The organism is Lentzea sp. (genome assembly GCF_036380075.1).
Taxonomy (GTDB): domain Bacteria; phylum Actinomycetota; class Actinomycetes; order Mycobacteriales; family Pseudonocardiaceae; genus Lentzea.
The window spans coordinates 13,728-33,229 of the sequence record NZ_DASVFL010000406.1 but is presented as its reverse complement, the minus strand read 5'-3'; the positions used below and the strand labels follow the sequence as shown (position 1 = coordinate 33,229).

Here is a 19,502-nt window from a genome sequence, read left to right as displayed (position 1 = left end):
AGCACCGAGGTGCCCCGGTTCTCCTGTTCGTGTGCACGGCTTCCCGCCGACAGGTCCGATGTGGACCGACCGTGCCCATGATCAACCACTGGTTGGTCTTGTCGGGCGGGTGAGACCGCCGAGAAGCGTGGTGTTGGTGGTCAACGGCGTCCGGCTGTGGGGAGATGGAGCCCATGTGGACTGCGCTCGTCATCGTTCTCGCGTCGGTGGTCGTGACCGCCGTCGCCTGCGTCCTGCTCGGGCGGTCCCGCGCCCACGAGCAGGCCGATGACCGGGACGCGGACTCGCGCGGGTTCCTCGGCGCGGTGATCAGCGGTCTGTTCATCGTGGCGCTGGCCTTCTACGTGGTGATCGTCTGGGAGGAGAACGGCGCGGCGGAGGACAACGCGTCGCGCGAGGCGGCCGCGGTCGCCGACGTCTACTGGCAGACGTCGGTCATGCCGCAGCCGCAACGGGACCTCATCCGCGGGCTGCTCGCGGAGTACCCGAAGCTGGTGGCGGACAAGGAGTGGCCGCTGCTCGCCGTGGGGGAGTCGGACCCGGACACCACCGCCGCGCTGAACTCGCTGCACGCGGAGGTCATGGGCCTGCCCGCCACGCCGGACGTGGTGAAGAGCGCGCGGGAGCGGTCGGTGGAGCGGCTGCGGGAGATCACCGACCTGCGACGCGACCGGCTCGACTCCGCGAGCGGGCTCGACGACACCGGCAACCTGATGCTGATCGGCACCATCGCCGGCGCGGTGGCGATGGTCGTCTACCCGTTGCTGATCGGGTTCACCGCCCGCCGCCGGCACGTGCTGCAGATGTGCCTCACCGCCGCCGTGCTGGCGGCGGTCTGCGTGCTCTGCCTGGGGATGACGCAGCCGTTCGACGGGATGCTGCGGGTGGACCCCGAGTCGTTCACGAGCCTGACCGACGAGCTCGCCGGCATCCCCGCCGAGCAGAACCGCTAGAACGCCCTGGGAAAAGTCCCGGAAAAACGCCACCGCCCACGTGCCGGGGCACGTGGGCGGTGTCTGCGCGCTACATCAGTAACCGCGGTCGGGCATGATCACCCAGAGCACGAGGTAGACGACGAACTGCGGTCCGGGCAGAAGGCAGGACAGCAGGAACAGAAGGCGCACGGTGCTCGCCTTCATGCCCCAGCGCTGGGCGAGCCCCGCGCACACACCCGCGATCATCCGGTTGGTCCTGGGCCGGCTCAAAGCAACTGTCGTGGTCATGCTTCGAGGATGCCCGTTTTCGGCGATCTGCCACATCGGGACCAACCCTGGTTCATCCCCGATGGGGCCCGCCCCACCCTCGGGGTGGGGTGAGCTACCCCACCGGCGCCGTGGACAGCTGGTCGACGAACCGCAGGCACGTCGTCCGCATCACGTCGACCGTCATGGCCTGCGAGCCCGCCAGCACCTGCAACGCCAGCCCGTCGAGCATGCTGACCATCATGTTGGCCAGCACGACCGGGTCGCCGGGCGCGAGGATGTCCCCGGACGCCTGGCCGTCGCGGAAGATGCTCGCCACGATGTCGCGCCACTCGCCGTAGAAGCGCTCGTTGAGCTCCTGCAGCTCGGGGCTGCGGATGGCCTCGACCCACAGCTCGGCCCAGACCTTCCACGCCTCGACGGTCTCCGCGCCCTCCGGGAGGTACGACTCCACCACCATGCGCAGCCGCGAGAGAGGTGGCTCCTCCGACTCCAGGATCCAGCGGCGGCGGGCGACCGACTGTTCGAAGCAGTGCTGGAACGCGGCGTCGGTCAGCTCGCGCTTGGTCTCGAAGTAGTAGTGGACCGTGCCACCCGAGACGCCCGCGTCCTTCGCCACGTCGGAGACGCGGAGGTGGCGGAAGCCCTCGGCCGCGATCACCTTGCAGGTGGACGCGAGGATCTGCGCCTTGCGTTCGGCTTCCACGCTGGGTCGAGGCATGCGCCGTCACCTCCCTGATTCGGGTGGAACCTTACCGAAACCGCGAACGCAGTTGTCGCTTGTCGACCTTTCCCACCTTCGTCAGCGGCAGTCGAGGCACGATCGTGATGCCGCTGGGCTGGTAAAGCTCGCCCAGTTCGGCGACGACCGAATCGCGAATGCCGTCGAAATCGACAGCGTTGTCGTCGTCCGCGACCAGGAACAGGTGCACGACCTCGCCCAACGCCTCGTCCGGACGGCCCACGGCCGCTGCCTGCCGAATGCCGGGCAACGTCACGAGAAAGTCGTCCAGCAACCGCGAGTAGACGTTGTCGGAAGTCCGGCCGGTGACGATGACGTCTTTGCTGCGGTCGTTGAGGTAGAGGTAGCCGTTGTCATCGAAATAGCCCATGTCGCCGGTGTTGAACCAGCCGTCCGCCGTTTCGCGCAATGGCGGTTCACCCCAATAGCCCTCCATGACCATCGGGCCGCGCACCCACACGTCGCCGTCGCGGACCTCGACCTCCATGCCGGGGACGGGCCTGCCGACCGTGCGCAGGGTCTCCGGCCGGGACAGGTCGACCTCGGTGGCCGGCATGACCGAGATGCCGAGCGCCTCGGTCATGCCGTAGGCCTGGAAGACCACCGGCCCCCACTGCTCGACGGCCTGCCGCAGGCGGTGCGGGGCGAGCATGGCGCCGCCGACGCTGACGCCGAGGAACTGCGGGCCGGGGCAGTCCGGGTGGTCGAGGACCTCGTACATCATCGGCGGGACGAACATCGTCGTGGTGATCTTCTCGTCGCGGGCGAGGCGCACGAACGCGTCGGCGTCGAACTTCGAGGGACCCAGCACCAGCTTCGACCCGACGACCAGCGCCATCCGCGACACCCCGGCGCCGCTGCCGTGGGTGATGAGGGTGTTGCAGAGCATGTTCGAGGGCGGCATCCGCCGCAGCGCCTCCCACCTGGCGCTCGTCCGCTCGTGGTGGACGGCGAGCTTCGGCAGGCCGGTGGTGCCGCCGGTGTAGCTGACGGTGGTGAAGTCCGGCGCCGGGGTGCGCTCGACGGCGTCGCCGGGCAGGTCCTGCAGGTGCCAGCCGTCGAGCCGGTCGCTGAACTCCGGGTCGACGACCACCGCCGCCACGCCGGCCCGCTCGACCAACGCGGCGAGCTCGCGCGGACCCGGCTCCGGCGGGACGTAGACGAGCCGGCAGCCGAGCAGGTGCACGGCGACCGTGAGCAGGACCGCCTCCGGCGTGTTGCCGATGAACACCGCCACGCCGTCACCGGGGCGCACGCCGCGGCGCACGAGACCGTCGGCCAGGCGGAACAGCAGGTCACGGGCCTGGGAACGGGTGAGTCTGGTGTCGCCGCCGATCAACGCCTCGTGGTCGCCGTCCGTCGAGAGCTTCTGCAACACAAGATCCACGTAAGTCATGACGTCCTGTGTACTCCTGGCCTCGTAGGCTGATCGGGTGGTCGCACCCCCCATCGCGCCGGAATCGCCGGAATTGCCCACGCGTAGGCGGAAATTCAGTCCGCCGTTGTTGCTGCGCGTGGCGCTCGCCCTCGCCGGCGGTGTCTTCGTGTACCTGTCGTTCCCGCCGCGGCCGCTGTGGTTCCTGGCGCCCGTCGGGTTCGCGCTGCTCGCCTGGACGATCCACCGGCGCCGCGCACGGGCCGGGTTCGGCTACGGCGTGCTGTTCGGGCTCGGGTTCATGGTGCCGCTGCTGCGGTGGACCGGTGAGTTCGTCGGCCTGATCGCCTGGCTGCCGCTCGCGCTGGCGTGCGCGCTGATGATCTCCATCGGCACGACCGCGATGGCGTTCGTCTCCCGCGTGCCGGGCTGGCCGGTGTGGGCGGCGCTGCTGTGGGTCGGCGACGAGGCGCTGCGCGGCGTGTTCCCGTTCGGCGGCTTCACCTGGGGCAAGATCGCGTTCGGGCAGCCGGAGGGCTGGTACCTGCCGCTCGCGTCGCTCGGGGGAGCGCCGCTGGTGTCGTTCGCGGTGGTGCTGACCGGGTTCGGGCTGTTCTGGCTGCTGCGGAACTGGAAGCTCGGCCTGCCGCTGGTCGTCGTGCCGCTGCTGGTCGGGTTCGTGGTGCCGGTGGGCGTCGACCCCTCCGGCGGCACCGTGACCGTCGCGGCGATCCAGGGCAACGTGCCGCGCGCCGGGCTCGACTTCAACGCCCAGCGCCGCGCCGTGCTCGACAACCACGCCAAGCGGACGCTGGAGCTCGCCGCCGACGTCGCCGCGGGCAAGGTCAAGCAGCCCGACATCGTCATCTGGCCGGAGAACTCCTCCGACATCGACCCGTTCCGCAACGCCGACGCCGCCGCCGTGATCGACGCGGCCGCCGACGCGATCAAGGCGCCGATCGCCGTGGGTGCCGTGGTCGTCGACCGCAACGACAACCTGCCGCGCAACACCGTCGTGCTGTGGGAGCCGGGCAAGGGGCCGACGGACACCTACACCAAGCGCAAGCTCCAGCCGTTCGGCGAGACGATGCCGATGCGCTCGTTCTTCCGGCTGTTCGCCTCGGAGGTCGACCGGGCGGGCGTCTTCCAGCCCGGCACCGACCCCGAGGGTTTCGTCATGGGGCCCGCGAAGGTCGCACTTGACACATGTTACGAAGTGGCGTTCGACTCAGTGGTCCGCGACTCCGTGACGGCCGGCGCGACGATCATCGCGATCCCGACGAACAACGCCACGTTCGGGTACACGGAGATGACCTACCAGCAGCTTTCCATGTCCCGCCTGCGCGCGGTCGAGCACGGCAGGGCGGTCGTCGTGGCGGCCACGTCGGGGGTCAGCGGCATCGTCCAGCCCGACGGTTCCGTCACCCAGAAGACCGGTCTCTTCGAGCCGGGAGCCCTGGTGGCGACGCTGCCGCTGCGGACGCAGACTACGCTGGCGACTCGGCTAGGAGCCTGGCCCGAGTGGGTGATGTCCGCTGCGGGCCTTGTGGCGTTGGCGCTGGGCTTCACACGACGACGGAAGGACTCGAATGGCGCAGCAGCCTGACCAGGAACTCGGGCAGGTGCTGGTGGTGATCCCGACCTACAACGAGCGGGACAACATCGGAAAGATCGTCAAGAGGCTGCACACGGCACTGCCCGACGTGCACGTGCTGGTGGTCGACGACGGCAGCCCCGATGGCACCGGCCAGCTCGCCGACGAGATGGCGGCCGCCGACGACCGGGTCCACGTGATGCACCGCACCGAGAAGGCCGGTCTGGGCGCCGCGTACGTCGCCGGCTTCCAGTGGGCGCTCGACCGCAACTACGGCGTCATCTGCGAGATGGACGCCGACGGCTCGCACGCCCCCGAGCAGCTGCACCGGCTGCTGGACGCGCTGCCGCAGGCCGACCTCGTGCTCGGCTCGCGCTGGGTCCCCGGCGGCGAGGTCGTGAACTGGCCGGCGCAGCGCAAGTTCCTCTCGCTCGGCGGCTCGCTGTACTCGCGGCTCGCGCTCGGCGCGAACGTCCGCGACATGACGGGCGGCTACCGGGCGTTCCGCGCGGACACCCTGCGCAAGCTGAACCTGGCGTCGGTCGCCTCCGCCGGCTACTGCTTCCAGATCGACTTGCTGTGGCGCACGATCGAGCTGGGCTTCCGGGTCCGCGAGGTGCCGATCACGTTCCTCGAGCGCGAGTTCGGCGAGTCGAAGATGAGCGGCAACATCGTCCGCGAGGCCTTGCTCCGCGTGACGAAGTGGGGCCTGCGCCGCCGCGGCAACCAGCTCAAGGGTCTGGTCACGGGCAAGAGGAAGTAGCACCCCGCGACGCCGGAACGGCCCGTCCTGGGCTGTTCCGGTCTTCGCGCATTACGATTCGGAATCGATGCGCGGAGGTGAGCGGTGGAGTGGAGTGCGGGAGCGGTGGCGCGGATGCTGGGCGTCGCGCCGACGACCCTGCGGACGTGGGACCGGCGGTACGGCCTCGGTCCCAGCACGCGCCAGGAGGGCAAGCACCGCCGGTACAACGACGACGACCTGGCGCGGCTCAAGCGCATGGTCGAGCTGACCGGGTCCGGAGTCGCCCCCGCGTCGGCCGCCGCGACCCTCGTCGCACCCGATGACCTGGACTTCGTCGCCGCGGCCGACCGCCTCGACGCGGCCGGGATGCGCCGAGTGGCCGCCGACCTGATCGCCCGCCACGGCGTCGTGCACACCTGGGACGCGGTGCTCGTCCCGTTCCTGGTGGAGATCGGTGAGCGGATCGCGTCTACCGAGGTCGGCGTCGAGGTCGAGCACGTCGCGAGCGGCAGCATCACCGACGCCATGAGGGCGTCCGGCGTCGCCGTCGGAACGCCGTCCGTGCTGCTGGCGTGCGCTCCGGACGAGCAGCACAGCCTGCCGCTGGACGTGCTCGCGGCCGCCCTGGCCGAACAGGACTGCGTCGCCCGCAACCTGGGTGCCCGCGTGCCCGCCACCGCGCTGGTGAGCGCCGCGCGGCAGGTCCGGCCGCAGGTCGTGGTGGTGTGGGCGCACGACCGGGTGTACGCCGACCAGGTGCCGTTCGCCGACCTCGGAGGTGTTCCGGTGCTGGTCGGGGGCTCCGGCTGGGCCGACGTGCCGCTGCCGCCGGGGGTGTCCGCGGTCGACACGCTGCGGGGTGCGGTTGAAACGATTCTGAGTCGAATCTAGACTCAGGGGCATGGGCCTCGCCGACCGCATGATCCGCCTCCTCTGGGCGTCCGGTGGCGAGGACGTGGCCGAGCGCGTCCTGCGTGCGCACTGGCGGCTGCTGCCGTCCGACGACGCGGCCGGGCGGGCGTTGCGCGACCGGCTCGTCGAGGTGCTCGTGCGGGAGCTGCCGGGCCGGTTCGAGAAGATCCGCCAGGCCGTGCTCGACGACGAGCTCTCCCTGCTCGACGAGACCGAACGGGCGGCGCCCAGCCGTTCGACGGTGCTCGCCATCATCCGCGCTCTGCCCGTCGGGGGTACCTCATGACGACCATGCCACTGCGCCACCACCCGGTGCGGGTCCTGCTGATCTTCGTCGCGGCGGTCGTCGTGACCGCGGTGGTGGGGTCGCTGTTCTCGGTGTCGGCCGGCGACGACTACCTCGCGCTGCAACGCCCGTCGTGGGCTCCGCCCGCCTGGCTGTTCGGTCCCGTGTGGACCGTCCTCTACGGACTCATCGCGCTGTCCGGCTGGCTCGCGTGGCGCGCCGGGGCCACGCGCGGCGAGCTGACGCTGTTCGGCGCGAACCTGGTGCTCAACGCGCTGTGGACGCCGTTGTTCTTCGGTCTCGGCTGGTTCGGGGTCGCGTTCGCCGAGATCGTGCTGCTCTGGCTGTCGATCGTCGCGCTCATCGTGGTGTTCTCGTGGCGCAGCAAGGCCGCCTCGCTGCTGCTCGTGCCCTACCTGGCGTGGGTGAGCTTCGCCGGCGCGCTGAACATCTCGATCGCCCTGCTCAACTGACGGTCCTCAGTTGACGGGCGAGTCGCTGCGCCGCCGCTCGACCGCGGTGGTCGCGACGCCCAGCACGATCATCACGGCGCCCAGGCCCAGGTGCAGCCAGTTGTCGGCGGTGTTGACCGGCAGGAAGTTCGCGTCGGAGTGCTCGCCGATCGCCGAGCCGTACACCCACAGGAACACGTAGACCCCGCCGCCGGCCACCAGGAACGCACGGGAGAACTGCGTCCTCCGCGCGGCGAGCAGGCCCGCCACGCCGAACAGCAGGTGCACGAGGTTGTGCAGCACCGACACGGAGAAGAGGCCGAGGAGCAGGGCTCCGGAGTGGCCGGCGAAGGTCAGCTCGTCGTAGTGCGTGGTGATGCCCGGGACGAACCCGAGCACGCCGACGAGCAGGAACGCCGCACCGACCACCTTGGAAGCCGTCTGAACTGGTCGCATGCGGGTGGCTACCCGGCGGCGTCCGGAATGAACTCCCGCGGCACCTCCGTCCCTCGACCGAGGAGCCGCTACCCGCGACTTCTCGAAGCGGACATGGGGAGGACTCGGCGGGTGAGCTGTGCCACGGGCTCAAGTGAAGCTGTGCCGAGGACCTGGTGCCTTGTTGGTTTCATACAAAGCACGCTGCTCAACTCGCTTCGCTCCAGCGGTTTTGTTACCGGGTAGTAGTCGGGAGTGTGTACATCGATTGGGCGGCGACTGCCGCTGAGGTCGTATGTCCGCGAGGAGTCAAGTCGTTGTTCAGTCGTGTAGCGATCGTCAACCGCGGGGAAGCCGCAATGCGGCTGATCCACGCCGTCCGTGAGCTCGCCGCCGAGACAGGGGAACGGATCGAGACCGTTGCCCTGTACACCGATGTCGACAAGTCGGCGCCCTTCGTGAGGGAAGCCGACCTCGCCCACAACCTCGGCTTGGCGGCCGATCGTCCGTACCTCGACCTCGAGGTGCTGGAGGCCGCTCTCGTCGAGACCGGGGCCGACGCCGCGTGGGTCGGCTGGGGCTTCGTCGCCGAGATCCCCGAGTTCGCGGAGCTCTGCGAGAAGGTCGGCGTCACGTTCGTCGGCCCGTCCGCCGAGGCCATGCGCAAGCTCGGCGACAAGATCGGCTCGAAGCTGATCGCCGAGGAGGTCGGGGTCCCGGTCGCGCCGTGGTCGCGCGGCGCCGTCGACGACCTCGAGCACGCCCTGAAGGTGGCCGAGGAGGTCACCTACCCGTTGATGCTGAAGGCGACCGCCGGTGGTGGCGGGCGCGGCATCCGGAAGATCACGTCTCCCGCGGAGATGGAGGAGAACTTCGAGCGCACCAGCCTGGAGGCGGCGCGCGCGTTCGGCTCCGGCGTGATGTTCCTGGAGCGCCTCGTCACCGGCGCCCGGCACGTCGAGGTGCAGGTCATCGCCGACGGCCAGGGCACGGCGTGGGCGCTCGGCGTCCGCGACTGCTCGGTGCAGCGGCGCAACCAGAAGATCATCGAGGAGTCGGCGTCGTGCGTGCTGGAGCCGCACCAGGTCGACGAGCTCAAGGCCTCGGCCGAGCGGCTCGCGAACGCCGTGGGCTACCGCGGGGCGTGCACCGTCGAGTTCCTCTACCACCCCGGTGAGAAGCTCTTCGCATTCCTCGAGGTCAACACCCGCCTGCAGGTCGAGCACCCGATCACCGAGATCACCACGGGCTTCGACCTGGTCAAGGCCCAGCTGCACGTCGCGGGCGGCGGCAAGCTCGAGGGCGCCAAGCCCGTCGAGCAGGGCCACGCCGTCGAGGCGCGCCTGAACGCCGAGGACCCGGACCGCGACTTCGCGCCGTGCCCCGGCACGATCGTCCGCCTGGAGCTGCCCGCCGGCCCCGGCATCCGCGTCGACACCGGTGTGGCCGAGGGCTCGCAGATCCCCGCCGACTTCGACTCGATGATCGCCAAGATCATCGCGTACGGCCGCGACCGCGACGAGGCGCTGGGCAAGCTGCGCCGCGCCATGGCCGAGACGACCGTCATCATCGAGGGCGGCACGACCAACAAGAGCTTCGTGCTCGACCTGCTCGACGAGCCCGCCGTGATCGACGGCTCCGCCGACACCTCCTGGATCGACCGCGTCCGCGCCGAGGGCGGCCTGGTCTCGCACCGCCACTCCGCGATCGCCCTCGCCGCCGCCGGCATCGAGGTGTACGAGGACGAGGAGCAGATCAACCTCACGCAGCTCCTGGCCTCCGCGCGGGGCGGTCAGCCGCGCACGAACCACGAGGGCGCGAGCAAGCTGGAGTTCGTGCTCCGCGGCCAGCCGTACGTCGTCCGGGTCGCGCGCATCGGCGCCACCAAGTACCGCGTGGGTGTGTCCGCCGCCGACTCCGACACCGTGCTGAGCGGCGACGTCGACGTCGAGCGGTTCGACCACCACGTCGGCCAGATCACCGTCAACGGCACGCGCTTCCGCGTCGTCACCGGCACGCACGGCGTCGTCCACCAGGTCGAGGTCGACGGCGTCACCCACCGCGTCACCCGCGACGAGGGCGGCGTGCTGCGCTCGCCGATGCCCGCGCTGGTCGTCGCGACCCCGCTGGAGGTCGGCGCCGAGGTCGAGGCCGGTGCCCCGGTCCTCGTGCTCGAGGCGATGAAGATGGAGACGGTGCTGCGCGCGCCGTTCCGCGCCCGGCTCAAGGAGCTCAACGTCGTCGTCGGCACCCAGGTGCCCGCCGGGGGCGCGCTGCTGAAGCTGGAGGAGGTCGAGGACGCCGACGGTGCCGCCGAGGTGGCCAAGTCCGAGTCGTCGGTCGAGCTGGAGCTGCCGGCACCGCGCACGGACGTGCGTCCCGAGGAGCTCGCCGCACGCGGCCAGGACGACCTGCGGGCGTTGCTGCTGGGCTTCGACACCACCGCCGCGGACACCGACCGCGTGCTGACCGACTACCTGCGCGCGCGGCAGGACCTGAAGGAACGGCCGCTCGTCGCCGAGGCGCAGCTGCTCGGCATCTTCGCCGACCTGTGCGACCTGTCGCGCAACCGGCCCGCCGGCGAGGAGACCAAGCCGGAGAACCACATCCACTCGCCGCGCGAGCACTTCCACACCTACCTCAAGACGCTCGACGCGGACCGCGCGGCGCTGCCGGAGGGCTTCCGCGCCCGGCTGACGAACGTGATCGGCCACTACGGCATCACCGAGCTCGACCGCACGCCGGCGTTGGAGCAGGCCGTCTTCCGCATCTTCGTGGCGCAGCGCCGCGGTGTGTTCGACGCGGCCGTCGCGACGGCCCTGCTGCGCCAGTGGGTCGAGGAGGCGCCGCCCGTCGAGTCCGAGCGGGTGCGCGTCGGCCTGGTGCTGGAGCACATCATCGCCGCGACGCAGGTCCGCTACCCGGCGGTGGCCGACCTCGCCCGCAGCGTCGTGTTCACGTGGTTCGCCCAGCCGCTGGTGCGCCGCAACCGCGCCCGCGTGCACACCGAGGTCCGCAGGCACCTGATCCACCTCGACGCGCAGCCGCAGGCCGCCGACCGCGAGGAGCGGATCGTGGCGATGGTCGCGTCCGCGGAGCCGCTGGTGCGCCTGCTCGGCCAGCGCATCGGCAAGCCCGGTGCGGACAACACCCCGTTGCTGGAGGTGCTGGCCCGCCGCTACTACACCAAGAAGGCGCTGGCGAACCCGCGCGTGAACGGCGCGTTCTTCCTCGCGGAGAACGAGCCGGAGCAGACGCGTCTCGTCTCGACCGCCGTCGAGTTCCCGCAGCTGTCCGACGCCGTCGGCGACGTCGTCAAGCACGGCGAGGGCAGCGCGGTCGTCGCGGACCTCTACGTCAACTGGGCCGACGGACCGTCCGACCAGGACGAGATGGCCGCCGGGCTGGGTGCCGCGCTGGCCGCGCACCAGCTGCCGCCGACGATCACCCGCATCACCACCACGGTGGCGGGCCGTCGCGGCGAGTCGATGCACCACCACTTCACGTTCCGCCCGTCGTCCAACGGGTTCGCCGAGGAGAGGCTGGTGCGCGGGCTCCACCCGCGCATCGCCGAACGCATGCAGCTGGAACGCCTGCGCGAGTTCGACCTCACGCGACTGTCCTCCGTGGACGAGGACGTGTACCTGTTCCGCGCGGTGGCGAAGTCGAACAAGTCCGACGAGCGCCTCGTGGCGCTGGGCCAGGTCCGCGACCTGACCCCGCTGCGCGACGACGACGGCCGGATCGTCGCCCTGCCCGCCGCCGAGGACGTCCTCGCGACGTGCCTCGACGGCATCCGCCGGGCCCGCGCGCAGTCGGGTGGCCGGACGCGCCTGGCCACGAACCGCGTGGTCCTGTACGCGTGGCCGCCCACCGAGCTCGGGTCGAAGGACCTCGACACGATCGGTCAGCGCGTGCTGCCGACGACCACGGGCCTCGACCTCGAAGAGGTGCTGTTCCTGGCGCGCCGCAAGGACCCCGTGTCGGGCGAGCTGTCCGACATCGGCGTGCGGATCGCCCAGGACGCGGGCGCCGGCGTGTCGTTCTCGTTCGTGCAGCCGCCGACCACGCCGATCCAGCCGCTCGACGACTACCGCCAGAACGTCCTGCGCGCCCAGTCGCGCGGCACGATCTACCCGTACGAGCTGGTCGACATGCTCGTCGGCGACGGCGGTTCGTTCACCGAGCACGACCTCGTCGACGGCGCCCTGGTGCCGGTGGACCGCCCACGCGGCGGCAACAAGGCGGGCATCGTCGTCGGCGTGGTGACCACGCCGACCCCGGCCTACCCCGAGGGCATGAAGCGCGTCGTGCTGCTGGGCGACCCGACCAAGTCGCTGGGTGCCCTGGCCGAGCCCGAGTGCTCGCGCGTCATCCACGCCCTCGACCTGGCTTCGGAGCTCTCCGTTCCGCTGGAGTGGTTCTCGCTCTCGTCCGGCGCGAAGATCTCGATGAGCTCCGGCGTCGAGAACATGGACTGGGTGGCCGCGGCGCTCAAGAAGATCGTCGAGTTCACCCAGGCCGGCGGCGAGATCAACGTCGTCGTCAACGGCATCAACGTCGGCGCCCAGCCGTACTGGAACGCCGAGGCCACGATGCTCATGCACACCAAGGGCATCCTGGTCATGACCCCGGACTCGGCCATGGTGCTGACCGGCAAGCAGGCCCTGGACTTCTCCGGCGGCGTCTCGGCGGAGGACAACTACGGCATCGGCGGCTACGACCGCGTCATGGGCCCCAACGGCCAGGCGCAGTACTGGGCCCCGAACCTGCGGTCGGCGTTCGACGTCCTGCTGGCGCACTACGAGCACAGCTACATCGCCCCCGGCGAGGCCGGCCCGCGCCGGGTGTCCACTTCGGACCCGTCTTCCCGCGACGTGTCGTCGTTCCCGCACGTGGTGGGCGACAGCCCGTTCACGACGGTCGGCGAGATCTTCTCGGTCGAGTCGAACCCGGACCGCAAGAAGCCGTTCGACATCCGCACGGTGATGCGCGCCCTGTCCGACCAGGACCACGAGGTGCTGGAGCGCTGGGCGGGCATGGCCGACGCGGACACCGCGGTCGTGCAGGACGTGCACCTCGGCGGCATCCCGGTGACGCTGCTGGGCATCGAGTCGCGCGGCGTGGCCCGCACCGGCTTCCCGCCCACCGACGGCCCGGACACCTACACCGCCGGCACGCTGTTCCCGAAGTCGTCGAAGAAGGCGGCCCGCGCGATCAACGCGGCCTCGGGCAACCGCCCGCTGGTCGTGCTGGCGAACCTGTCGGGCTTCGACGGCTCGCCGGAGTCGATGCGCGAGCTCCAGCTGGAGTACGGCGCGGAGATCGGCCGCGCGATCGTGAACTTCCGCGGCCCCATCGTGTTCACCGTGATCTCGCGGTACCACGGCGGCGCGTTCGTGGTGTTCTCGAAGGCCCTGAACCCGTCGATGACCGTGCTGGCCGTCGAGGGCTCGTTCGCCTCGGTCATCGGCGGCGCTCCCGCCGCCGCGGTGGTGTTCGCCCGTGAGGTCGACGGCCGCACGGCCAACGACCCGCGGGTGAAGAAGCTGGAGTCCGCCGTGGCGGAGGCCTCCGGTGCCGAGCGTGCGGCGTTGACCGCGGAGCTGGCTTCGACGCGCCAGTCGGTGCGGACGGAGAAGCTCAACGAGATGGCCGCGGAGTTCGACCGGGTGCACAGCGTGCAGCGCGCGGTGGAGGTCGGGTCGGTGGACGCGATCATCTCGGCCGCCGAGCTGAGGCCGGCGATCATCAAGGCGGTCGAGGACGGCCTGGCGAAGTAGGTTCTTCACTCCGCGAGGGGCCCGGTCACGTGGTGGCCGGGCCCCTCGCGCGTTCTCAGGCCGCGTCCAGCTTGAACGGGTCGTGCTCCGCCAGCAGCTTGTCCAGCCGCGCCCGGTCCACCCGGCTGGACAGGTAGGTGTCCTCCTGCCGGTCGCGGATCACCTTGGCCAGCGTGAACGCCGACGTCACGGTGTACAGCATCGCGATGCCCAGGAACGCGCGCACCCAGCCGTCGACCGGCAGGAACACGACTCCGGCACCGACGGCGGTCAGCGACAGGCCGAACGACAGGACGGCCTGCACGTAGAAGGCGCCGGACGTGTTCGTGGGCTTCGTGGTCATGGACTCAAGAGTCCTGGGACGCACCGGCGCTGTCATGAGTACGGCTACTCATTCGCGACACCGAACGGAATGTGCACGCACGGCACGGTTTCGACGAGGTGGCCGCGCTGGTCGTCGAAGAAGATGTGCGGCCGCAGCACGTCGAGGATCGGCCCCTTCCGCAGGCCTCCCAGGAAGAACGCGTCGTTCACCGTCAGGCCCCACGCCTTCAGGCTGTTGATCGCCCGCTCGTGCGCCGGCGCGGACCGGGCCGTCACCACCGACACGCGGACGCGGTCCTCGGCGACGCGCTGGATGCGGTTCACGCCGGCCAGGAAACCCTTGAGCGGACCGGGATCCAGTGGCGTCACGACGTTTCTGGCCTCGTGCTCCTGGAACCGGTCGAGCCCGCCGGTCCGGTAGATCCGCTCCGACGCGTCCGACGCCAGCACGCCGTCGAAGTCGAACGCGATGCGCAGCGCCGGATCGTCGTCGTCCAGGAACGACGACTTGAGCACCTGGCCGGCGGGCATCCCGGCCAGTGAGGCCCGCCGGACGTCGTCGGCGTGAGCTGACAGGAACAAAGACATGTTCAGCGCGGGCATGAACTCGTGCGGTGCCCGGCCCTCGGTGAAGATCGCGCGCGTCATCGGCAGGCCGTGGAAGGCCGCCGACCGCAGAATCCGCAGGCCGGTGTCGGGGGAGTTGCGCGACAGCACGACCACCTCGACCAGCGGGCCCAGCGCGTTGAGGCCGAGCAGCCGGCGGAGGAACGGGAACGCGACGCCCGGCGCGAACGGCTCGTCGAGGTGGGCCTCCTGGTAGGCGCGGTAGGCCTGCTCGCCCTCGGTGGTGAAGACCGCGTCGGAGGCGGAGAGGTCGAACAGGGCGCTCGACGCGACCCCCACGACCAGCAGGTCTTCCAGGCTCGGCGGCACAGGCGAGAGCGTAGCGAGCCTTTCTGGTACGGTCGTACCAATGTACTGGGTGGTGTTGGTGGCCTCCGGCGTGCTGGAGGCGGTGTGGGCCACGGCTCTCGCGGCGTCGAAGGGTTTCCGGCGGCCGTGGCCGGTGGTGGTGTTCGCCGTGTCGATGACGTTGAGCGTCGTCGGGCTCGCGTGGGCGATGCGGGAGATCCCCGTCGGCACGGCGTACGCGGTGTGGGTGGGCATCGGAGCCGTGCTCACGGTGCTCGTGGCGGTCGTCCGCCGGGAGGAGCGGCTCACGGTGGCCAAGGCGGTGCTGCTCGCCGCGCTGATCGGCTGCGTCGCGGGCCTGAAGGCGGTGAGCTGATGCACTGGGGTGTGCTGCTGGCCAGCGCGGTGCTCGAAGCGGTCTGGGCGACGGCTCTGTCGAAAGAGGCCTACGTGCTCTTCCTCGTGGCCGCCACGCTGAGCATGGCCGGCCTCTCCTTCGGGATGAGGAAGATCCCGGTCGGGACCGCCTACGCCGTGTGGGTCGGCATCGGCGCGGCCCTGACGGTGACGTGGGCGATGATCACCGGCGAGGAAGCGGTCTCCGTCTGGAAGATCGTGTTCCTCACCGGGATCATCGCCTGCGTCATCGGGCTGAAGTTCCTACGCGAACGTCCAGCGCTGGTTGGCGGTGGCGGCGCAGTCCCAGAGCTGGAGCCTCGTGCCGTCGGCGGAGGAGTTGCCGGTGGCGTCGAGACACCTCCCTGAGGCCGCGTTGCGCAGCTGGCCGTTGGACTCGAGCGTCCAGCTCTGGTTGCCCGCACCGGTGCAGTCCCAGATCTGGGCCACCGCGCCGTTGGCGGTGCCGTTCGCGTCCAGGCACTTGCCCAGGGCGCGGACGGTGCTGCCGGTGCGGGACCACTGCTGGGCGTTGGTGCCGTTGCAGGTGTAGAGCTGGACGGCCGCGCCGTTGGCCGAGCTGGCCGCCGCGACGTCGACGCACTTGCCGCCGAAACCGGTGATGGTGCCGCCGGTGGGCGGGGGAGTGGTGCCGCCGTTGGCCGTCTCCCAGATGGCGTTGAGCAGGCTGGTGCTGCCGGTCGTGTCCTGGGACAGCTCCCAGTTCATGATGCCGCCCGCGTTCGCCAGCGCCCACGACGTCTTGCGCTTGATCGTGGGGATGCCGTTGTACTGGTTGCCGTTGTAGCTGTCCCGGTTGGCGTTCGCCGGGTCCTGCGCGACCAGGTCCCTGTAGGAGATGTAGGTCGGCCGGCTGTAGAACGGCACGCCGAGGACGGCCTTGCTCGCGGGCAGGCCGCGTCCCTTCCAGAAGTTCACGGAAGCGATCGACCAGTCGTAGTTCGCGTGCGGGCTGCCGCCGTCGTAGGCCATGATGTTCAGCCAGTCGACGACGCCGAAGACCGCCGGCTGCACGCCGTTGGCCGTGCCGCCCTCGCTCACGACCGCGGCCGTGAGCAGCTTGCCGCGGCTGTGCAGCTCGTTGCCCAGCTGCGTCATCAGCGCCGTGTAGTTGTTCCCCGACGTGCCGGGGTCCGGGTACTCCCAGTCGATGTCGACGCCGTCGAGGTTGTACTGGTTGACCAGGTTCACGAGGCTGGTGACGAACGTGGTGCGCGAACCGGAGTTGCCCGCCAGCTGTTCGAAGCCCGAGTCGTTGCCGTCGTTCCAGCCGCCGACCGCGATCGAGACCTTGACGCCGTTCTGGTGGCCGAGGCTCACCAGCTGCTGCAGCTTGCCGGGGTCGGGGACACCCTGGAGCGTCCCGTTGCCGTTCGGCAGGACGAAGGAGTAGTTGATGTGCGTCAGCTTGCTGTACTGGATCGAGCTGACGTTGCCGGCCCACGACGGCATGTAGCCGACGCTCTTGAACCCGGCGGGGTAGGCGGCCTGCGCGGCAGGCGCCATGACGGTGATCGTCGCCGCGGCGGCGGCCAGCGCGAGGCCGGCGGCACCGAGGCGTGAGCGGGATGAACGCATTGCAGGGGTTGCCTTCCACTTTCGTCGAGCGCCCATCGCGACGGTAGTGGTCTAGACCGGTTGTCGAAAGATCAACTGGCGACCGGAACTGGTTCCGGTCGACCGGTCCGGGATCAGCGCAGGTGGGAGGCCCCGTTCACATCCATGATCGTGCCGCTCGCCCAGGTCGCCGCCGGGCTGGCGAGAAACGCGACCGCGGCGGCCACCTCCTCGGGCTCGGCCACGCGCCCGAACGGGCTCTGCGCGCGGATCGCGTCACCGGCCTCGCCGGCGAGCAGTCCGGTGACCATCTCGGTGCGGACGAACCCCGGCGCGACCGCGGCCACGGCGATGCCCTGAGGGGCCAGCGACTGCGCGAGCGACTGGGTCAGCGCGTGCAGACCGGCCTTCGCCGCGCCGTACGCGGGTGCGTCGGGCTCACCGCGGTAGGCGCCGCGCGAGCCGACGTTGACGATCCGCGCGCCGCTCGTCATGTGCCGGACGGCGTGCCAGACGAGGTCGGCGGGGCCGTACAGGTTGAGCTCGACCGTCCGCCGCCACGCCTGCTGCCACTCGTCGAAGCTCGTCGTGGCGACCGGGTGGTGGAAGTAGATGCCCGCGTTGTTGACCAGCACGTCGAGACCGCCGAGTTGCTCGACGGTCTGCGCGACGACCTGGCCCGCCTGGTCCGCGCCGAGGTCGCCTTGGACGGTGACGTGGCCGATGCCGGGGAGCGCGTCGGCCACGGCCCGCGCCTCGGCGGCGCCGGAGCGGTAGTGGACCGCGATCCGGTGGCCGTCGGCGGCGAGGGCGTGGGCGATGGCGGCGCCGATGCCGCGGGAGGCTCCGGTGACGAGTGCGAGTCGGGTCATGCCCTCATCATCCCTGGCTGTTGATCAGCCACTTGCCGTTCTGCTGCACGAACGTGAACGTGGCCGTCTCCGTCTGGACCACGCTCTGCCCCTGCATGTACTGCAGCGTGGCGGTGACGGTGTTCTGGCCCTGCGGCGCGAAGTTCGACAGCTGCACCGAGGAGTACTGGCGCCAGAACGACTGGTAGCTCTCGAAGCTCAGCCCCCGTCCCGCCTTGAACGAGTCGGTGAGCAGCGACCAGCCGGTCTGGAGGTCGCCGGGGATCAGCGCGTAGTAGGAGGCGAGCGCCTCCTGGGCGTTCTGTGGCCCCGCGGGCGGCGGCGGGTTCTGGCCCTGGCCGGGCGTGCTGGCCTGCGGGTTGGGCTGGGTCTCCGGCGGCGCCTGCGACTGGCTCTGCGTCGTGGTCGTCGGCTGGGACTGCGTCTCGGACTGGCTCGTCGCGGGCGGGTTCGTGCTGGAGGTGCTGCCCGACGGGGTGTTGTTCGCCTGGTTGTTCCGCTCGCCCTTGGGCCACAGCAGGAACGAGCCGACGCCCACCGCGATCACGAGCAGCACGATCGCGATCGGGACCAGCGGGAACTTGCGCCGGTTCTCGCCGTCCTCGGCGGGCGGGGCCGCCGGCGGCACGACCGGGGCGGGCCCCGCGGCGTCGGGAGCCGGGAGCACCGGCGTCGCGGGGGCGGGCGCGGGCGGTTCCACCGGTGCCGCTGCCGCGACGGCCGTCTTCTCCTGCGCGGGCTCCGGCTCCGGTTCCGCCGCGGCGGGTTCGGGTTCCTCCACGACCGGTTCGGGCTCGGCCTTCGCCGGCTCGGGCTTCGCGGGCGGGGCGGTCAGCCCGGCGGCCTCGGCGGCGGCGGCACCCGCGACCAGTCCGGCCGCGGCCGTCCCTGCGCCCTTCCTGGCCTTCTCCTCCGGCTGCGCCTCGGCGGGGAGCTCGACCGTCGACGGGATGACGACGGTGGCCTCCGACCCCTTCGGCGAGTCGTTCACCACCGCGGCCAGCAGGTGGACGGCCTCCTCCATGGAGGGACGGCGCTCGGGGTCGTTGGCCAGCAGGCGGAACAGCACGGGCGCGAGCAGCGGACCGGCGTTGGCCGGCGGCATGATCGAGCCGCTCGCGACGCGGTGCAGCATCGCGATGTTGTTGTCGGCCGTGCCGAACGGCGGGCCGCCCTCGACGGCGTTGTAGAGCGTGGCGCCGAGCGAGAAGACGTCCGAGGCCAGTCCGGTGTCCTCGCCGCGGGCGACCTCGGGCGAGAAGAACGCGGGCGTGCCGACGGTCCCCGTCGCGGTGGCGGTCGCGTCCTCGCCGGTGGCGCGCGAGATGCCGAAGTCGGTGATCTTGACTTCCTGGTCGCCGATCAGCACGTTGCCGGGCTTCACGTCGCGGTGCTGGATGCCGTGGCGGTGCGCGGCAGCGAGGGCGGCGGCGGTGTAGCAGCCGATGCGCGCGACCTCGCGCGGCGGCAGCGTGCCCTGCTCGGCGATGACGGCGGCGAGGCTGCGGGAGGGGAGGTACTCCATGATCAGCCAGGGCTGCCCGTCCTCCTCCACGACGTCGTAGACGCGGATGGCGTTCGGGTGCTCCAGCCGGGCGGACAGACGGGCCTCGCGCATGGCCCTGGCCTTGGCGCGCGCGATCCTCGCGTCGTCCATGCCGTCCAGCGCGAGCAGTGCCTTGGCGGCCACCACGCGGTGAAGCTGCTCGTCATAGGCCTGCCAGACGACTCCCATCGCCCCTTGGCCGACCTTCTCCCTCAACCGGTAGCGGCTCCCGATGAGCCTGCTGCTCTCCTCCACGCCTGTGCCCGTCCCCTCTGATCACCCACAAGTGTGACGGTTGCCGCGTTCGCCGTTGACCATAACCCCTCATGGGGGTATCTATGGGGT

18 protein-coding genes are annotated in these 19,502 nt (G+C 70.8%); 9 read left to right on the top strand and 9 right to left on the bottom strand.

The features are described 5' to 3' along the window. The first annotated feature begins 173 nt into the window (after positions 1-173). Entirely contained in the window at positions 174-953 is a 780-nt protein-coding gene (locus tag VF330_RS41890; RefSeq protein ID WP_330857323.1) for a hypothetical protein, read from the top strand. A gap of 75 nt (positions 954-1,028) precedes the next feature. Here VF330_RS41890 and VF330_RS41885 read toward each other — a convergent pair whose 3' ends face one another. From VF330_RS41885 to VF330_RS41875, 3 genes are all read right to left on the bottom strand, one after another. Then, positions 1,029-1,223 (bottom strand): PspC domain-containing protein, encoded by a 195-nt coding sequence (locus VF330_RS41885; protein WP_086668228.1) that lies wholly within the window; start codon positions 1,221-1,223, stop codon positions 1,029-1,031. Between the two features lie 94 nt (positions 1,224-1,317). Further along, positions 1,318-1,923 carry a TetR/AcrR family transcriptional regulator gene (locus tag VF330_RS41880; protein ID WP_330857322.1) on the bottom strand — a complete coding sequence of 202 codons (606 nt, stop codon included), beginning with the start codon at positions 1,921-1,923 and terminating at the stop codon, positions 1,318-1,320. 31 nt (positions 1,924-1,954) lie between these two features. Beyond that, positions 1,955-3,340 carry a class I adenylate-forming enzyme family protein gene (locus VF330_RS41875; RefSeq protein ID WP_330857321.1) on the bottom strand — a complete coding sequence of 462 codons (1,386 nt, stop codon included), beginning with the start codon at positions 3,338-3,340 and terminating at the stop codon, positions 1,955-1,957. Positions 3,341-3,446: 106 nt separating this feature from the next. On the opposite strand from VF330_RS41875, the gene lnt reads away from it, so the two are divergent. The 5 genes from lnt (at position 3,447) to VF330_RS41850 (ending at position 7,329) form a co-directional block, all read left to right on the top strand. After that, entirely contained in the window at positions 3,447-4,925 is a 1,479-nt protein-coding gene (gene lnt, locus VF330_RS41870) for an apolipoprotein N-acyltransferase (protein ID WP_330857320.1), read from the top strand. Beyond that, positions 4,909-5,676, top strand: coding sequence for a polyprenol monophosphomannose synthase (locus tag VF330_RS41865; RefSeq protein ID WP_330857319.1), 768 nt, complete (start codon positions 4,909-4,911; stop codon positions 5,674-5,676). The genes lnt and VF330_RS41865 overlap by 17 nt, the downstream gene beginning before the upstream one ends. Positions 5,677-5,760: 84 nt before the next feature. Continuing rightward, a complete protein-coding gene (locus VF330_RS41860) occupies positions 5,761-6,549 on the top strand; it encodes a MerR family transcriptional regulator (RefSeq protein WP_330857318.1) in 789 nt (262 codons plus the stop codon). A gap of 10 nt (positions 6,550-6,559) precedes the next feature. Next, on the top strand, positions 6,560-6,856 hold the full coding sequence (locus VF330_RS41855) for a hypothetical protein (RefSeq protein WP_330857317.1): 297 nt from the start codon (positions 6,560-6,562) through the stop codon (positions 6,854-6,856). Then, a complete protein-coding gene (locus VF330_RS41850; protein ID WP_330857316.1) occupies positions 6,853-7,329 on the top strand; it encodes a TspO/MBR family protein in 477 nt (158 codons plus the stop codon). Before VF330_RS41855 ends, VF330_RS41850 begins: the two co-directional genes overlap by 4 nt. 6 nt (positions 7,330-7,335) lie before the next feature. On the opposite strand, the gene VF330_RS41845 is transcribed toward VF330_RS41850, so the two are convergent. Beyond that, the gene (locus VF330_RS41845) at positions 7,336-7,764 is read right to left on the bottom strand and encodes a DUF4383 domain-containing protein (protein ID WP_330857315.1); all 429 of its coding nucleotides are present in this window, start codon (positions 7,762-7,764) and stop codon (positions 7,336-7,338) included. A gap of 296 nt (positions 7,765-8,060) precedes the next feature. On the opposite strand from VF330_RS41845, the gene VF330_RS41840 reads away from it, so the two are divergent. Beyond that, the gene (locus VF330_RS41840; RefSeq protein WP_330857314.1) at positions 8,061-13,526 is read left to right on the top strand and encodes a carboxyl transferase domain-containing protein; all 5,466 of its coding nucleotides are present in this window, start codon (positions 8,061-8,063) and stop codon (positions 13,524-13,526) included. Positions 13,527-13,581: 55 nt separating this feature from the next. Here the strand turns inward: VF330_RS41840 and VF330_RS41835 are convergent, their stop codons facing one another. After that, entirely contained in the window at positions 13,582-13,869 is a 288-nt protein-coding gene (locus VF330_RS41835; protein ID WP_330857313.1) for a YiaA/YiaB family inner membrane protein, read from the bottom strand. Positions 13,870-13,913: 44 nt separating this feature from the next. After that, positions 13,914-14,786, bottom strand: coding sequence for a 5'-nucleotidase (locus VF330_RS41830; protein ID WP_330857312.1), 873 nt, complete (start codon positions 14,784-14,786; stop codon positions 13,914-13,916). Positions 14,787-14,826: 40 nt separating this feature from the next. On the opposite strand from VF330_RS41830, the gene VF330_RS41825 reads away from it, so the two are divergent. Further along, complete coding sequence (locus VF330_RS41825) at positions 14,827-15,141, top strand: DMT family transporter (RefSeq protein ID WP_330857311.1); 315 nt, start codon at positions 14,827-14,829, stop codon at positions 15,139-15,141. 11 nt (positions 15,142-15,152) lie between these two features. Continuing rightward, positions 15,153-15,530: a DMT family transporter gene (locus tag VF330_RS41820; RefSeq protein WP_330857310.1), complete on the top strand. Its 378-nt coding sequence runs from the start codon at positions 15,153-15,155 to the stop codon at positions 15,528-15,530. On the opposite strand, the gene VF330_RS41815 is transcribed toward VF330_RS41820, so the two are convergent. The 3 genes from VF330_RS41815 to VF330_RS41805 all read right to left on the bottom strand — a co-directional run bounded on the left by VF330_RS41815 (position 15,426) and on the right by VF330_RS41805 (position 19,412). After that, entirely contained in the window at positions 15,426-16,760 is a 1,335-nt protein-coding gene (locus tag VF330_RS41815; RefSeq protein ID WP_330857309.1) for a glycosyl hydrolase family 18 protein, read from the bottom strand. The genes VF330_RS41820 and VF330_RS41815 overlap by 105 nt on opposite strands. Positions 16,761-16,873: 113 nt before the next feature. Beyond that, positions 16,874-17,611 (bottom strand): SDR family NAD(P)-dependent oxidoreductase, encoded by a 738-nt coding sequence (locus VF330_RS41810; protein ID WP_330857308.1) that lies wholly within the window; start codon positions 17,609-17,611, stop codon positions 16,874-16,876. Between the two features lie 7 nt (positions 17,612-17,618). Then, entirely contained in the window at positions 17,619-19,412 is a 1,794-nt protein-coding gene (locus VF330_RS41805) for a serine/threonine-protein kinase (RefSeq protein ID WP_330857307.1), read from the bottom strand. Positions 19,413-19,502: the final 90 nt, after the last annotated feature.

Bases quoted from the DNA above. Each gene is read 5' to 3' on its own strand.
- VF330_RS41835 (WP_330857313.1), bottom strand. From the start codon at position 13,869: ATGACCACGAAGCCCACGAACACGTCCGGCGCCTTCTACGTGCAGGCC.
- VF330_RS41880 (WP_330857322.1), bottom strand. From the start codon at position 1,923: ATGCCTCGACCCAGCGTGGAAGCCGAACGCAAGGCGCAGATCCTCGCG.
- VF330_RS41875 (WP_330857321.1), bottom strand. From the start codon at position 3,340: ATGACTTACGTGGATCTTGTGTTGCAGAAGCTCTCGACGGACGGCGAC.
- VF330_RS41850 (WP_330857316.1), top strand. From the start codon at position 6,853: ATGACGACCATGCCACTGCGCCACCACCCGGTGCGGGTCCTGCTGATC.
- VF330_RS41855 (WP_330857317.1), top strand. From the start codon at position 6,560: ATGGGCCTCGCCGACCGCATGATCCGCCTCCTCTGGGCGTCCGGTGGC.
- VF330_RS41815 (WP_330857309.1), bottom strand. From the start codon at position 16,760: ATGCGTTCATCCCGCTCACGCCTCGGTGCCGCCGGCCTCGCGCTGGCC.
- VF330_RS41890 (WP_330857323.1), top strand. From the start codon at position 174: ATGTGGACTGCGCTCGTCATCGTTCTCGCGTCGGTGGTCGTGACCGCC.
- VF330_RS41845 (WP_330857315.1), bottom strand. From the start codon at position 7,764: ATGCGACCAGTTCAGACGGCTTCCAAGGTGGTCGGTGCGGCGTTCCTG.
- VF330_RS41825 (WP_330857311.1), top strand. From the start codon at position 14,827: ATGTACTGGGTGGTGTTGGTGGCCTCCGGCGTGCTGGAGGCGGTGTGG.
- VF330_RS41810 (WP_330857308.1), bottom strand. From the start codon at position 17,611: ATGACCCGACTCGCACTCGTCACCGGAGCCTCCCGCGGCATCGGCGCC.
- VF330_RS41865 (WP_330857319.1), top strand. From the start codon at position 4,909: ATGGCGCAGCAGCCTGACCAGGAACTCGGGCAGGTGCTGGTGGTGATC.
- VF330_RS41885 (WP_086668228.1), bottom strand. From the start codon at position 1,223: ATGACCACGACAGTTGCTTTGAGCCGGCCCAGGACCAACCGGATGATC.